This is a genomic window from Mycobacterium sp. NPDC050853, from assembly GCF_040653875.1.
Taxonomy (GTDB): Bacteria; Actinomycetota; Actinomycetes; order Mycobacteriales; family Mycobacteriaceae; genus Mycobacterium.
The window spans coordinates 466,062-479,200 of the sequence record NZ_JBFAGW010000001.1; the positions used below are offsets into that span (position 1 = coordinate 466,062).

15 protein-coding genes are annotated in these 13,139 nt (G+C 64.1%); 10 read left to right on the forward strand and 5 right to left on the reverse strand.

Annotated features, from left to right (window positions below):
• Position 1: 1 nt before the first annotated feature.
• The gene (gene upp / locus AB0H22_RS02140) at positions 2 to 652 is read right to left on the reverse strand and encodes a uracil phosphoribosyltransferase (RefSeq protein ID WP_358144445.1); all 651 of its coding nucleotides are present in this window, start codon (positions 650 to 652) and stop codon (positions 2 to 4) included.
• 280 nt (positions 653 to 932) lie between these two features.
• Here upp and AB0H22_RS02145 point away from each other — a divergent pair, with 280 nt between their 5' ends.
• The 4 genes from AB0H22_RS02145 to AB0H22_RS02160 are packed head-to-tail and all read left to right on the forward strand — an operon-like array spanning position 933 to position 3,280.
• Positions 933 to 1,259 carry a hypothetical protein gene (locus AB0H22_RS02145; protein WP_180748546.1) on the forward strand — a complete coding sequence of 109 codons (327 nt, stop codon included), beginning with the start codon at positions 933 to 935 and terminating at the stop codon, positions 1,257 to 1,259.
• A 2-nt stretch (positions 1,260 to 1,261) separates the two neighbouring features.
• A complete protein-coding gene (locus tag AB0H22_RS02150; protein ID WP_180748547.1) occupies positions 1,262 to 2,611 on the forward strand; it encodes a C40 family peptidase in 1,350 nt (449 codons plus the stop codon).
• The gene (locus AB0H22_RS02155) at positions 2,586 to 2,939 is read left to right on the forward strand and encodes a hypothetical protein (RefSeq protein WP_180748548.1); all 354 of its coding nucleotides are present in this window, start codon (positions 2,586 to 2,588) and stop codon (positions 2,937 to 2,939) included. The genes AB0H22_RS02150 and AB0H22_RS02155 overlap by 26 nt, the downstream gene beginning before the upstream one ends.
• On the forward strand, positions 2,939 to 3,280 hold the full coding sequence (locus AB0H22_RS02160; RefSeq protein ID WP_180748549.1) for a YbaB/EbfC family nucleoid-associated protein: 342 nt from the start codon (positions 2,939 to 2,941) through the stop codon (positions 3,278 to 3,280). Before AB0H22_RS02155 ends, AB0H22_RS02160 begins: the two co-directional genes overlap by 1 nt.
• Here the strand turns inward: AB0H22_RS02160 and AB0H22_RS02165 are convergent.
• The gene (locus AB0H22_RS02165) at positions 3,277 to 3,585 is read right to left on the reverse strand and encodes a ferredoxin (protein WP_358146004.1); all 309 of its coding nucleotides are present in this window, start codon (positions 3,583 to 3,585) and stop codon (positions 3,277 to 3,279) included. The two genes, AB0H22_RS02160 and AB0H22_RS02165, sit on opposite strands and share 4 nt — an antisense overlap.
• A 282-nt stretch (positions 3,586 to 3,867) precedes the next feature.
• Here AB0H22_RS02165 and AB0H22_RS02170 point away from each other — a divergent pair, with 282 nt between their 5' ends.
• The 3 genes from AB0H22_RS02170 (at position 3,868) to AB0H22_RS02180 (ending at position 7,399) form a co-directional block, all read left to right on the forward strand.
• Positions 3,868 to 4,851, forward strand: a complete 984-nt coding sequence (locus AB0H22_RS02170; RefSeq protein WP_358144448.1) for a GAF domain-containing protein — start codon at positions 3,868 to 3,870, stop codon at positions 4,849 to 4,851.
• 104 nt (positions 4,852 to 4,955) lie between these two features.
• Complete coding sequence (locus AB0H22_RS02175; RefSeq protein WP_180748552.1) at positions 4,956 to 5,951, forward strand: GAF domain-containing protein; 996 nt, start codon at positions 4,956 to 4,958, stop codon at positions 5,949 to 5,951.
• Positions 5,952 to 6,049: 98 nt separating this feature from the next.
• Positions 6,050 to 7,399 carry a primosomal protein gene (locus AB0H22_RS02180; protein ID WP_180748553.1) on the forward strand — a complete coding sequence of 450 codons (1,350 nt, stop codon included), beginning with the start codon at positions 6,050 to 6,052 and terminating at the stop codon, positions 7,397 to 7,399.
• Positions 7,400 to 7,419: 20 nt separating this feature from the next.
• On the opposite strand, the gene AB0H22_RS02185 is transcribed toward AB0H22_RS02180, so the two are convergent.
• The 3 genes from AB0H22_RS02185 to AB0H22_RS02195 are packed head-to-tail and all read right to left on the reverse strand — an operon-like array spanning position 7,420 to position 10,201.
• On the reverse strand, positions 7,420 to 8,508 hold the full coding sequence (locus AB0H22_RS02185; protein ID WP_180748554.1) for an adenosine deaminase: 1,089 nt from the start codon (positions 8,506 to 8,508) through the stop codon (positions 7,420 to 7,422).
• Entirely contained in the window at positions 8,505 to 9,803 is a 1,299-nt protein-coding gene (locus tag AB0H22_RS02190; RefSeq protein WP_180748555.1) for a thymidine phosphorylase, read from the reverse strand. Before AB0H22_RS02190 ends, AB0H22_RS02185 begins: the two co-directional genes overlap by 4 nt.
• Complete coding sequence (locus AB0H22_RS02195; RefSeq protein WP_180748556.1) at positions 9,803 to 10,201, reverse strand: cytidine deaminase; 399 nt, start codon at positions 10,199 to 10,201, stop codon at positions 9,803 to 9,805. The genes AB0H22_RS02190 and AB0H22_RS02195 overlap by 1 nt, the downstream gene beginning before the upstream one ends.
• A gap of 342 nt (positions 10,202 to 10,543) precedes the next feature.
• On the opposite strand from AB0H22_RS02195, the gene sdhC reads away from it, so the two are divergent.
• From sdhC to sdhA, 3 genes are read left to right on the forward strand one after another with little or no spacing between them, the layout of a single operon-like run.
• Complete coding sequence (gene sdhC / locus AB0H22_RS02200) at positions 10,544 to 10,882, forward strand: succinate dehydrogenase, cytochrome b556 subunit (protein ID WP_255485592.1); 339 nt, start codon at positions 10,544 to 10,546, stop codon at positions 10,880 to 10,882.
• A 59-nt stretch (positions 10,883 to 10,941) separates the two neighbouring features.
• The gene (locus AB0H22_RS02205; RefSeq protein ID WP_030096827.1) at positions 10,942 to 11,361 is read left to right on the forward strand and encodes a succinate dehydrogenase hydrophobic membrane anchor subunit; all 420 of its coding nucleotides are present in this window, start codon (positions 10,942 to 10,944) and stop codon (positions 11,359 to 11,361) included.
• 11 nt (positions 11,362 to 11,372) lie between these two features.
• Positions 11,373 to 13,139 carry a succinate dehydrogenase flavoprotein subunit gene (sdhA, locus tag AB0H22_RS02210; protein ID WP_180748558.1) on the forward strand — a complete coding sequence of 589 codons (1,767 nt, stop codon included), beginning with the start codon at positions 11,373 to 11,375 and terminating at the stop codon, positions 13,137 to 13,139.

The window sequence follows — 13,139 nt, forward strand, 5'->3', positions numbered from 1 at the left end:
ATCATCTGGGCCCGAATTGGCGATCGCCCGCGTCACCCAATCCGGGAACGATGTACCCAGCCTCGTTGAGGCCCTCGTCGATCGTGGCCGTGAACAGTCGCGCGGACTCGATTCCCCCGGACTCGCCGTACCGCGCAACGCACTCCTGAACCGCCGCGACCCCCTGTGGTGCCGCGACCACGCACAGCATGGTGATGTCGGTGGCGCCTCGGGAGTGCAGCAGGTCGAGTGTGTAGACCATCGACCCGCCGGTGGCGAGCATCGGGTCCAGGACAAACACCGGCCGTGCCGACAAATCGGCCGGAAGAGATTCCAGGTATGGGGTGGGTTGCCATGTCTCTTCGTCGCGTGCCATCCCGACGAATCCGACCCGCGCCTCGGGAATGAGGGCGTGTGCCTGATCCACCATGCCCAACCCCGCCCGAAGAACCGGTACCAGCAACGGAGGATTGGCCAACCGATAACCGAGCGTCTCGGCCACCGGTGTGCGCACCGTGGAGGACTCGATCGGTGCCGCACGGGTGGCCTCATAGACAAGCATCAGCGTCAGATCCCGCAGCGCAGCGCGGAAAGCCGCGTTATCGGTGCCGATATCGCGAAGGGTGGTTAACCGGGCCGCCGCCAGCGGGTGCTCGACTACATGCACATGCATGGAGAGACCCTAGAACAGCAAGCATCGATCCCGACAACCTTGGATGTGACGGGCGTCACTCTCGACGCACCGCGCCTCTGTGCCCCAAAATCGTTCCTAGCAAAGCCGAGCAAGCTAGCCTGAACAGGCAATACTACGGGGTAGCCAGGTTGCCGAAAAAATCTTTCAAAAAGTTTGAGAAAGATGGAACCGATTCGCCACCACCCCCGTCGTATTCAGTTACAAGGCAAAAACTGCCCGAAACCGGGCAGGTAGCCGCCACCGATGAGATGGAGGGGACATGGCAGACGGACTAGCAGCTGACACAGACATTCTGCGTGGCGTTGGCGGGGTTCAGACGGGGATGGGCGGAACGCTCGCGGCGGTGGGCACCGCAGTCAGCATTTTCCCGGTCGCCGCACTGGCGCCGATCTTCGGTCCGATTGGCGCGCACTACCTGGGCGCGTTCGCCATGACCTCCGCCAAGCAAGGGATGGACGTCGGTCAGCTCGCAATGGGCGTCACCGAGTCCGGTGTCAGCACCAATCTGGCGAGCAACGGCTACGACGACGATGACGACAACGTCGGCCAGAACATCAGCGCCACCGTCGAGGGAATCGAGGCGTAACCATGGTTGAGACAAAGCCGTATTCGTCCGAGCACCTGTCGCAGGCGACGAATACCAACTACCCAAGCTTCGAGAACAACCCCTTCTCGGCCAATCTGATCGGCTCGGCCATGGACATGGCGGGCACGGTCGGTAACGGCCAGTTCAAGGAAGGCCAGGACCCCAGCAAGATGCTGGAGGGCGGCATGCAGGTCATGCAACAGGTCATGCAACAGGGCATGCAGGCGGGCAGCCAGCTCATCGGCTCCTTCGCCGGTGCGGCAGCTCAGGCTCTGGGGCAGTTCGCCGGCATGGCCGGCCAGGCGCTGAGCAGCATGGCCACCCGCAGCGGCTCCATGGGCGCCAATGTCGGACAGGCATCCGAGTCCACCACCCGGGCCGGCACCCTGATCACGGAGGCCCTGCAACAGTTCCAACACACCTCCGAGATGCTGACACCGCTGATTGGGCTTTTCCCTCCCGCTGCCGCTGAGCTCGCCCAAGCAGCAGCCGAGTGCACCACCAAGGTCTCGGCTTACACCGCGACGCTCGAGGGTGAGCTAGGCGGACAGGCCGGTGAACTGACAGGCATGGCGGGTGCCGACATGGGAAACCCCTCGACACCCGCGTCCGGAAGCGTCCAGCCCGCCATGTCGGCGATGCAGGGCGGTCTCCAGGCCGGAACCCAGGCACTGTCCGGTGCCGCCAGCGGCGTCACCCAGACCATGAGCTCGATGGGTCAAGGCCTCGGCCAGATTCCGCAGGCCCTCACCGGCCTGCTCGGTGGCGCCGGTGGAGGCAGCGGCGCAGGTAGCGCCCTGGGCGGTGCCAACATGAGCGGCATTGCCGCCGGCGCGCTCAACAATCCGTTCGGCGGTGGCGGCCATGCGTCCAGCACTGCCGGTGGTACCAGCAGCGGATTGGGTGGCGCCAACGCCAATGCGGCCAAGATGCTGCTCGACCCCCGCAGCATGGGTAAGGGTGCGCAGCTGTTCCTCCCGGATGGCAGCACCAGCCAGGCCCCGAACGCCTCCGCCGCCGAGGCGGTGCGCAAGGCGCTCAGCCAGGTGGGTGTGCCCTATGAGTGGGGTGGCACCAAGCCCGGTGTCGGCCTGGACTGCAGCGGCCTGACCCAGTGGGCGTACGGAGAGTCCGGCGTCAACATCCCCCGGCTCGCCCAGGAGCAGGGTGTCGGTATCCACGTCGACCAGGGCTCGGTCATGCCGGGCGACCTTGCGGTGTGGGATGGCCACGTCGCCATGATCATCGGCAACGGCATGATGGTCGAGGCCGGTGACCCGGTGCAGATCTCCCCGATCCGCACCACCAACGCCGGGCAGGGATTCCATGGATTCTTCCGACCCACTTCCTAGTTCGGGAGTGCCGCGGCCCGAGCCGCGTGCGAGCATCGACATGACAAATCGTGCTCGCACGCTGCGGGTCAAGGTATCCGAATTCGGTCTGCCGCTTGAGGTTCAGGTCGAACCTGACCTGCTCGGCCGCGGCGCGTCAGCACTGGCACGGGAAATCTTGAATCTGTGCCAACTCGGTGCCGCGCGCTGCGGAGCGGCCCGCCGCGAAGAACTCGCTGAAACCGGTATCCCGGACTACATCCTGGACAAGCTCGGTCTGGCGACGCCCGCCCAGGTCGCCGACCTCGAACTGCGCCAATCCGAAGAGCAGATGGAACGGAGATCCTGATGACGGAGCCAGACCTCACCTTCTTCAAGGCACTCGAACAGCAGTATCAGGAGACCATGACGAAGGCCCGCGCCGGCGGCCATATCCTCAACGGCGCGGTCGACGAGCTGAAAGATCTTCGCGGATGGGCACGTTCGGCGCAGGGCCATGTCGAGGCGGAAGCCAACGGCAACGGTGCGTTGACCAACCTGAAGCTTGACGACTCGGTCACCAAGCTGTCCCCGAGGCTCGTCGGGCAGATCGTTGTGGCTACCGCCGCAGCCGCCGCGGGTCAGGCATTCGATCACCGCGAACGGGTGTTCGCCCAACTGATGGTCGATATGAAGGACCCGCAGCCCTAGTCGAGCGACGAGGGCGCGATCTGTTCACCGCTGAGCGCGCTGAACACCCTGATGGCCTCCACCGGACATGATTCGGCTGCATCGATAACCACCGTGCCAGGCTCGACGAGCGTATTAATTGGCCGAGCCCCCGCAGATTCGAAAGAAAAGTGCTTGGGCGCCAAGGAAACACATTTTCCTGACCTGATACATGCCGACCGATCGACAACCATTCGCCATTTGGGATCATTCACCATTCGCCCTTTCGTCCCGGGCTGCAAGAGCAAGGTGTCCCGACGGCGTCTCGAATTACATCGGCTGTCCATGGTCGCCGTCACACCTACCGACCCCTCATAGATGCACCGGTAGGTGCTCGCGGCGACCAAAGATGGGCTTGTCTGCGGTCGAGCGGCCGCCGAACATAGCGCATCCACGCTGCGGGCACGGCCCGAAGACACAGGGTCCGTACTTAGCCCGCCGATCGCGGGAGCGAGCCAAAAAATATCGCTTCTGAGCTGCCCGCGCAACCTTTTCGGAATACTCGAACAATTGCGCGCCTAGCACTGTCGTTCAATTGCTACGGGTACCTCCGCTGATAACATTCGCAGGTGGCGCGCGAGTGGCTTCTCCTGGAAACCCTCGGCGACGAGCCAACAGTCATCGCAGCAGGAAATCAGTCGCGGAATATGGTTCCCCTCAGCGCATTCCTTCGCCGTAATCGAAATCTTGGTCTCATTCGCCGGGTGGTCGCCGCGGCAACACAGGCCAACAAGGCCGCCACGATCGGCCCACCCGATCTGGATGTGGTCATCGACGTCCGTCCGGTCGCCATGCCCGACGGTCGGGTACACGGGGTATGGCTGTGGGCGGGCTCTACACCCCCACCCACCGATCCTCCCGCCGAGGGCGGTGCGGTGGTCCTCAACGCCGATACCGGAGCGCTGTACATGAGCGACGGCGCCGCCCTGGCCATGGGAATGGCCCCTTCGGATCCACACGCGGAGATCAGCATGCCGCAGCTGTACCGCTACGTGGCGCCTAATCCCGGCGAGACGGATGTCCTGGGGCTTATCGTGACCGCCACCGAAGGCATGACCTACAGCGCCACCTGGCCGGGTGTCGACAGCGACGGAAATCCCACGCTGTGTCACTTCGCAAGCCGATTAGTTCTGGAACCCAACGACGAGGGCGTCCCCGAGCGTCTGGGGCGCGCGATCAACCTGCGTGTCGGCAGCCCGGCGCTACCCATTCCGCTACTCGAACAACAGGTCCTCGAGGCCACCGCCGAGCCGGGCGCGTATCGGGCGCTGGTCATGATCGCCTCGCGCAAATTGATCAAGTGGATCGATCCGCCTGCACCGGAATGGCATTGGGAGTTCGACCCGCAGGGCCGACCCAAGATTCATCCGGATGACGAGGCGAATCTGAACTTCATGATCGACAATGCCGTGTTCGGTACCACCGAAGCTGTCATCAGGTTCCGATGCCATGACGACAGCTGGGAATCGCTGCACTGCTCTACCCGAGTGGTCAGACTCAGCGAGGACGCGACCGTCGCACTCATCACCCACCGGCGTCGGCCCGCGGCCTGATGCTCTTCGTGTAAGCGGCCCATCGCAGTGCCGCGGCGGCGACACCCCGATCCGGGTCAGATTCGGGCCCCCGCGAGATCGCCCATAATTGCTAACATCCTGCGATGTCACGCGATTGGATGCTGCTAGAGACCCTTGGTGATGAGCCGACGGTCATAGCCATCGGATTGCAGGCCCGCAACATGACGCCGCTCGAGTCGGTGCTGGGCCGCAACCGGCACCGTCCACTGATCGAGGCGGCGATCACCGAATGTCGGCGTACGGGCGAACCAGCGGTGGCTGTTACCCCGGCACGGGACCGCATCGTGCGCGTGCATCCGATATCCATGGGGCAGGTAAACGTCCACGGCGTCCAGGTGTGGTTCGGCCCGGCAGACCTCGAACCGCCGCGACGGCCCATCGCCGGGGCATGCCTAGGTGATCTGGACACATCGGTCACGACGCTCACCGCCGAGTACTTCGATGTGATGGGTTTCGACCCGCACAACAGGTCCGAGAAACAAGCCATCGCCGAAGGTCTTGCCCCTGTGCTACCAAGTCCGCACAACGTCGAATTGATGGCGAATGTCGTGAACCCCGAACTTGAGGCGACTTTTTGCGGAACTTGTCTGGCCGCCGACTACCAAGGAAACGTCCTCCAAGTTCACTACGCCGGACGGGCATCCAAGGAAACCAATGCGGCAGGAGCCGTGGAGCGTATCAACAGAATCGTGTGCACGCGGGTGGAGAACACCCCCGCCGAGCCACAGGTGGGATTGGCGCAGCAGATCCTGGAGGCGGTCGCCGCCCCCGGAGTCCACCGGCTGCTCATCAATGTCGACACCTTCGCGGTCCTCAAATGGATCGACACGCCCTACCCCGACCTGGCATGGCGCTATGACCCCGATCGACCCGACAGCATCCATCCTGAGGACGCGGCCCTGGCGCACGCCATGCGAGAGCAGCTCCGAGCCGGATCAACCGCCGGCGTACTACGGGTGCGAGCCACGTCGGGTGGGTGGCTTCGAGTACATGCGTCCGCGACCAAATTCGCGTTGCGTGACAATGCTTTCGCGGCACTCGTCACTCTGACTGCCGCGCTGTCGGCGGACTCCGCGTAGTGAAACGCCGTGGCGCGGGCGGCTCGCGCGGCCACGCATACACCGGCTCGCGTGGTGGGTCTTTCCCTCAGCCCAACCGTTCTGGATAGGCTTGCCGCATGGCTGCTGACATCGTTCCCATCGAACTCGGCCTCACAGAAGGTGACGTGGTCACCCTGTGGGCCCCGCGGTGGCGCGACGCCGGAGACGAGTGGGAGGCGTTTCTCGGCAAGGACGACGATCTATTCGTGTTCGAGTCGGTCGCCGATCTGGTGGCCTTCGTGCGGACCGACAACGACAACGACCTCGTCGACCACCCCGCGTGGTCGGCATTGGGGTCGCTGTCGGCCGACGAGCTTGAGCCCGACGACGATAATCGCTTCGACCTGATCGGTGTGCCGGAGCTGGTTGCCGACAAGCCAAGTGAGGACGCCGTTGAGACGCTGCGCGCCACCCTGGCGATCGTGGCCTCTATCGGCGCCGTCTGCGAGCTGGCCCCCATCAACAAACTCATCAACGGCAACCCGGTGCTCACCACGCTGTCCGGCGGTGCCGAAAGCTTCACGGGGAAAGATGGATTGAAGCGGTGGAACCAGATCGGTGCCATCGTCGGCAAGTCGTGGGACGCGGTGGTCGACGCGATCGACGAGATCGCCGCAACACCGGATGTCGATGAGGAACTTTCCGCCGCCGCTGACGCCGAGCTGCTTGCCGCCGCCGAGAACGCCGTCGACAACGACGACCTCGAGGATGACGACGACCTGGAACTACTCGACGAGGAGTCCGATACGGACAGCGAGAGCGCCGAAAAGGACCCAGACGACCCCGACGACACTGATGACACCGAGGACGAGTCCGAAGACGAAGACGAGGAATCCGCAGACGACGACGTTGTGGAGGACGACGCAGTTCTCGGCGGCGACGAGGATTTCTGGCTGGCGGTCGGTATCGACCCGATCCAGATGATCACCAACTCGGGCACGTTCTACACACTGCGCTGCTATCTCAACGACGAGCCGATCTTCCTAGGGCGCAATGGCAGAATCAGTGTGTTCGGTTCCGAGCGGGCACTGGCCCGGTACCTTGCCGATGAACACGATCACGATCTGGCCGACCTGAGCACCTATGACGACATCCGCACCGCGGCCACCGACGGCTCGCTGCGGATCGATATCACCGATGACAACATCTACGTGTTCACCGGGCTCGCCGACGACCTGGAAGACGGTATCGACGAGGTGGACCGCGACCAGCTTGAGCTGGCCGTGGAACTCCTCACCGATGTCGCCGAATACTCCGAGGACGACAGCCTCGACACGGAACTGGACGGCGACACCTCACTGGGCAAGCTAGTCGGCCATCTGCTCGAACCGGATAAGCACGACGAGCCCAGCGGCCCATTCGCCGACGCAGCCGAGAGCTGGCGGACCCTGGAACGTGCCATGGAAGCGCGGCTCCGCCGCGAGTGACCGCCCCGGTCTTGGCGCGACTAACCGATTAGGACCGCATATCCGGGTTTGATGACGTCATCGATGATCGCCAGCCGTTCGTCGAACGGGATGAATGCGGATTTCATCGCGTTGATGGTGAACCGCTGAAGGTCGCTCCAGCCGTATCCGAATGCGTCGACAAGGCGCAGCATTTCGCGGCTCATCGAGGTATCGCTCATCAGCCGGTTGTCGGTGTTGACGGTCACCCGGAATCGCAGCCGCGCCAGCAGGTCGAAGGGATGATCGGCGATGCTGTCGACCGCACCCGTCTGCACGTTCGAGCTCGGGCACAGTTCCAGCGGCACCCGCTTGTCACGCAACAGCGATGACAGCCGGCCGAGGTGAGCCGATCCGTCGGGGGCGACCTCGATATCGTCGACGATGCGCACCCCGTGGCCGAGCCTATCGGCACCGCAGAAGGCAATCGCCTCGTGGATCGACGGTAGCCCGAATCCCTCACCGGCATGGATGGTGAACCTAGAGTTGGCATTCCGCATGTATTCGAAGGCGTCGAGGTGTCGACTCGGTGGATAGCCCGCCTCGGCTCCGGCGATATCGAACCCGACGGCACCGCGATCGCGGAACTTCACGGCGAGTTCGGCGATCTCGCGCGACCGGGCGGCATGCCGCATCGCGGTGACCAGCGTGCGCACCTTGATGCGCTTACCTGCCGCCAGCGCCTGCCGCTCCCCGTCGGCGAATCCGGCCAGCACGGCGTCCATGACGTCATCGAGCGTGAGACCCGCGTCGATATGAAGCTCCGGCGCGAAACGGATCTCGGCATACACCACGCCATCGGCCGCGAGGTCCTCGACGCACTCGGCCGCGACTCGGTGCAAGGCGGTCGCCGTCTGCATCACACCCACGGTGTGCGCGAAGGTCTCCAGGTACTGCTCCAAAGAGCCGCTATCGGCGGCGGTGCGGAACCACGAGGCCAAAGCACTCTCGTCCTCGGCAGGGAGGTTCTCGTACCCGGCCTCCCTGGCCAGATCAAGGACCGTGCGCGGGCGCAGCCCCCCGTCGAGATGGTCATGGAGAAGCGCTTTGGGAGCCTGGGTGATTGACACCAAATCGAGTTCGGCCGTCACACCGAAAGTCTATCGATGATGAGTGGCGCGGAGGTGGGTGCCGCACCGATGTCCCAACCACCGTCCAGAGCTTCGAGTGCGGCCGGCATGCGTTCGGCGGTGTCGGTGTACAGCGTGAACAGCGGTTCGCCTGCGATAACCGATTCGCCCGGACGTCGGTGAATACGCACCCCGGCACCGTGTTGCACAGTGTCGCCGGGACGGCTACGCCCGGCCCCGAGCCGCCACGCGGCGATCCCGACCGGCATCGCGTCGATCCGGTGCATGACACCACTGGACGGGGCGAGCACGGTCTCCTGGCACCGCCCGACCGGCAGCGGCACCGAAAGATCGCCACCTTGCGCACGGATCATCGCCCGGAACACATCCATCGCGGTGCCATCGGTCAAGGTCGTCACCGGGTCCTTGCCGTCGATGCCCGCGGCGGCGAGCATCTCGCGGGCGAGAGCAATGGTCAGCGCGATGACGTCATCGGGACCTCCCCCCGCCAGCACGTCCAACGACTCCTGCACTTCGATGGCGTTTCCCGCCGTGGCCCCCAGCGGCGTATCCATCGCGGTGAGCAAGGCGCTGGTGACGACCCCGTGTGCGGTACCCAGATCGACCATCGCCGAGGCCAATTGGCGCGCTTGCTGCTCAGACTTCATGAAAGCGCCCGCGCCCACCTTGACGTCCAGTACCAGCGCAGCCGTGCCCTCGGCGAGTTTCTTGCTCATGATCGACCCGGCGATAAGTGGTATCGATTCCACGGTGCCGGTGATATCCCTCAGCGCGTAGAGCTTTCGGTCGGCGGGCGCCAATGACGCTCCGGCTGCGCAGATCACCGCCCCGACTTCGGAAAGCTGGTGACGTATCTCGTCATTCGTGAGGTCGACGCGGATGCCCGCGATGGACTCAATCTTGTCGAGGGTGCCACCGGTATGCCCGAGGCCACGTCCGGAAAGCTGAGGAACCGCCGCTCCGCAGGCTGCGACGACGGCCACCAGCGGCAGGCTGATCTTGTCTCCTACCCCTCCCGTGGAGTGTTTGTCGACGGTCGGGCGGGTCAAGCCCGACAGATTCAGTCGCTCGCCGGAGGCGAGTATCGCGGCGGTCCACGCCGTCGTTTCGTCGGTGTTCATGCCGCGCAGGTAGATGGCCATCAGCAGGGCGGCCACCTGTTCCTCACCAATGTCGCCACGGGTGTACTCACCGATCAACCAGTCGATCGCTCCCGCACTCAGTTCACCGCCATCACGCTTGGTCGCGATGACGGACGGCATGTCAAAGATGTAGGCGCGCGATGAGTCGGCCATCAGATCCTCCCCCTGTCGAGGTCGTCGGGGCCGAAGGCCTCCGGGAGCAACTCGGCAAGACGTCGTGGCGCGTCGCCGTGATCGATGAGCAGGTCAGGGCCGCCGTGTTCGAGGAGCAGCTGACGGCACCGGCCGCAGGGCATCAGCGGCTCGCCGCGGGAATCGACACAGGACAGCGCCACCAACCGGCCCCCGCCGGTGGAGAACAGGGCGCAGACCACAGAACACTCCGCGCAGAGACCCAGCCCATATGAGACATTCTCCACATTGCAGCCGGCGATCACGCGACCGTCGTCGACTAGGGCAGCGGCCCCCACCGGGTACTTCGAATACGGCGCATACGCGTGCTTGGTAACCGCGTATGCCTTGTCCCGCAATTCATTCCAGTCAATCACCATGATCGAGAGACCTCCCTGTCGACCCTACGAGACGCACATCGGGCCATCATTTGCTCGTGCAAGGTTTACCTAACTTACTTTGGAGTACGGTGCATTTCGGCGCTTTTCGCGCTCACACGATTTCGGCGCCACATCGGAATGGGTTTACAGTTCCACTGACGGTTCGCCGACCACCGTTGGGCCAGCGGTTGCGCGTCATGGACGCCCCCATTTACCGCTCCGCTTGGCCCCAGTCCACCATTGGTGTTGGAGGCCCACGTGACGACTGCGACGCCCGAAACGGCCACATCTGGCCGCCAAGGTAATCGCCTCAAGCGATCGCTATACCGTGGTGATCCAGGAATGTGGTCCTGGGTCCTGCATCGCATTACCGGTGCCACGATTTTCTTCTTCCTCTTCGTTCACGTCTTGGATACCGCCCTCGTTCGGGTGAGCCCCGAGACGTACAACGCGGTGATCGAGACCTACAAGACCCCGCTCGTCGGCCTGATGGAACTCGGACTCGTAGCGGCGGTCTTGTATCACGCGCTGAACGGCGTCCGAGTCATCCTCGTCGATTTCTGGTCGAAGGGCCCGCGTTATCAGCGGCTCATGCTGTGGATCATCGGCGCTGTCTGGTTCGTGGTAATGGTTCCGGCGGCCGCCCGGCTGCTGATGCATATGGCGGAGCGATTCCTGTGACAACTCCTCAGACCGGCCCGAACGCGAGCACTCGCGCCAGCGGTCGCCCCGCTCCCGTGATGGAGCGCAACTACGACCGCCCTGCCGCGCTGGACAATCCGCGCGCACCACGGCGCGCATCGGGCATGCCCAATTTCGAGAAGTACGCGTGGATCTTCATGCGGTTGTCGGGCATCGTCCTGATCTTCCTGGCGCTGGGCCACCTATTCATCATGCTGATGTGGGACAACGGCGTGTACCGCCTCGACTTCAACTTCGTGGCGCAGCGCTGGGCAAGCCCGTTCTGGCAGACCTGGGACCTGACGATGCTGTGGCTCGCCCAACTGCACGGCGGTAACGGGATGCGCACGATCATCGCCGATTACACCCGTAAGGATTCGACCCGGTTCTGGCTCAATTGCCTGCTGGCGCTGTCGATCATCTTCACGGTGGTGCTCGGCACGTACGTCCTGCTGACCTTCAACCCGAATATCGGTTAGGGGCTCGTTTTATGCCTTCGGCAACTATCCAGGAACATCGGTACGACGTCGTCATCGTCGGTGCAGGCGGCGCAGGCATGCGCGCCGCCGTGGAGGCCGGACCTCGGGTTCGTACCGCGGTACTCACCAAGCTGTACCCGACGCGCAGCCACACCGGCGCCGCCCAGGGCGGCATGTGCGCCGCGCTGGCCAATGTCGAAGAAGACAACTGGGAGTGGCACACCTTCGACACCGTCAAGGGCGGCGACTATCTCGCCGACCAGGACGCCGTGGAGATCATGTGCAAGGAGGCCATCGACGCCGTCCTCGATCTCGAGAAGATGGGTATGCCGTTCAACCGGACACCCCAGGGCCGGATCGACCAGCGCCGCTTCGGCGGCCACACCCGCGACCACGGTAAGGCGCCGGTGCGCCGGGCCTGTTATGCCGCGGACCGTACCGGGCACATGATCCTGCAGACGCTGTACCAAAACTGCGTCAAGCACGATGTCGAGTTCTACAACGAGTTCTACGCGCTGGACGTCGTCCTCACCGAGACACCCAATGGCCCGGTGGCCACCGGCATCGTCGCCTACGAGCTCGCGACCGGTGACATCCACGTGTTCCACGCCAAGGCAATCGTTTTCGCCACCGGCGGCTCGGGACGCATGTACAAGACCACGTCCAACGCGCACACCCTGACCGGCGACGGCCTCGGTATCGTGTTCCGCAAGGGACTTCCGTTGGAAGACATGGAATTCCACCAGTTCCATCCGACAGGCCTTGCCGGCCTGGGCATCTTGATTTCCGAAGCCGTGCGCGGCGAGGGCGGTCGCCTGCTCAACGCCGACGGCGAGCGGTTCATGGAGCGCTACGCCCCCACCATCGTCGACCTGGCCCCCCGCGATATCGTCGCGCGGTCAATGGTTCTCGAGGTACTTGAGGGCCGCGGCGCCGGACCGAACAAAGACTACGTCTACATCGACGTGCGTCACCTCGGTGCCGAGGTGCTGGAAGCGAAGCTGCCGGATATCACCGAATTCGCCCGCACCTACCTGGGCGTCGACCCGGTCACCGAGCTGGTTCCGGTGTACCCCACCTGCCACTACGTGATGGGCGGTATCCCGACCAACATCACGGGACAGGTGTTGCGCGACAACGACAACATCGTCCCCGGCCTCTACGCGGCCGGTGAATGTGCGTGCGTCTCGGTGCACGGCGCCAACCGATTGGGCACCAACTCGCTGCTGGACATCAACGTGTTTGGGCGCCGGGCGGGTATCGCCGCGGCCGAATACGCCGAAGCCCACGACTTCATCGACCTGCCAGAGAACCCGGCGACGATGGTCACCGACTGGGTGGCCGATGTCCTGTCCGAGCACGGCGATGAGCGGGTGGCCGATATCCGCACCGAGCTGCAGCAGTCGATGGACAACAACGCCGCGGTGTTCCGCACCGAGGAGACCCTCAAGCAGGCGTTGCAGGATATCCACCGACTCAAGGAGCGGTACAGCCGAATCACGGTGCACGACAAGGGCAAGCGCTACAACAGCGATCTGCTTGAGGCGATCGAACTGGGCTTCCTGCTCGAACTCGCCGAGGTGACCGTGGTGGGCGCGCTGAACCGCAAGGAATCCCGCGGCGGACATGCCCGCGAGGACTACCCGAACCGCGACGACACCAACTACATGCGGCACACCATGGCGTACAAGCAGGGTGCCGAACTGCTCTCAGATATCCGGCTGGACTACAAGCCTGTGGTCCAGACCCGGTACGAGCCGATGGAACGGAAGTACTGA

What these genes read in the sequence shown, in the direction of transcription:
- AB0H22_RS02160 (WP_180748549.1), top strand. Translation starts at nt 2,939, where the DNA reads ATGACGGAGCCAGACCTCACCTTCTTCAAGGCACTCGAACAGCAGTAT.
- AB0H22_RS02205 (WP_030096827.1), top strand. Translation starts at nt 10,942, where the DNA reads ATGGAGCGCAACTACGACCGCCCTGCCGCGCTGGACAATCCGCGCGCA.
- upp (WP_358144445.1), bottom strand. Translation starts at nt 652, where the DNA reads ATGCATGTGCATGTAGTCGAGCACCCGCTGGCGGCGGCCCGGTTAACC.
- sdhC (WP_255485592.1), top strand. Translation starts at nt 10,544, where the DNA reads ATGTGGTCCTGGGTCCTGCATCGCATTACCGGTGCCACGATTTTCTTC.
- AB0H22_RS02190 (WP_180748555.1), bottom strand. Translation starts at nt 9,803, where the DNA reads ATGGCCGACTCATCGCGCGCCTACATCTTTGACATGCCGTCCGTCATC.
- AB0H22_RS02175 (WP_180748552.1), top strand. Translation starts at nt 4,956, where the DNA reads ATGTCACGCGATTGGATGCTGCTAGAGACCCTTGGTGATGAGCCGACG.
- AB0H22_RS02155 (WP_180748548.1), top strand. Translation starts at nt 2,586, where the DNA reads ATGGATTCTTCCGACCCACTTCCTAGTTCGGGAGTGCCGCGGCCCGAG.
- AB0H22_RS02150 (WP_180748547.1), top strand. Translation starts at nt 1,262, where the DNA reads ATGGTTGAGACAAAGCCGTATTCGTCCGAGCACCTGTCGCAGGCGACG.
- AB0H22_RS02145 (WP_180748546.1), top strand. Translation starts at nt 933, where the DNA reads ATGGCAGACGGACTAGCAGCTGACACAGACATTCTGCGTGGCGTTGGC.
- AB0H22_RS02180 (WP_180748553.1), top strand. Translation starts at nt 6,050, where the DNA reads ATGGCTGCTGACATCGTTCCCATCGAACTCGGCCTCACAGAAGGTGAC.
- AB0H22_RS02165 (WP_358146004.1), bottom strand. Translation starts at nt 3,585, where the DNA reads ATGGACAGCCGATGTAATTCGAGACGCCGTCGGGACACCTTGCTCTTG.
- sdhA (WP_180748558.1), top strand. Translation starts at nt 11,373, where the DNA reads ATGCCTTCGGCAACTATCCAGGAACATCGGTACGACGTCGTCATCGTC.
- AB0H22_RS02195 (WP_180748556.1), bottom strand. Translation starts at nt 10,201, where the DNA reads ATGGTGATTGACTGGAATGAATTGCGGGACAAGGCATACGCGGTTACC.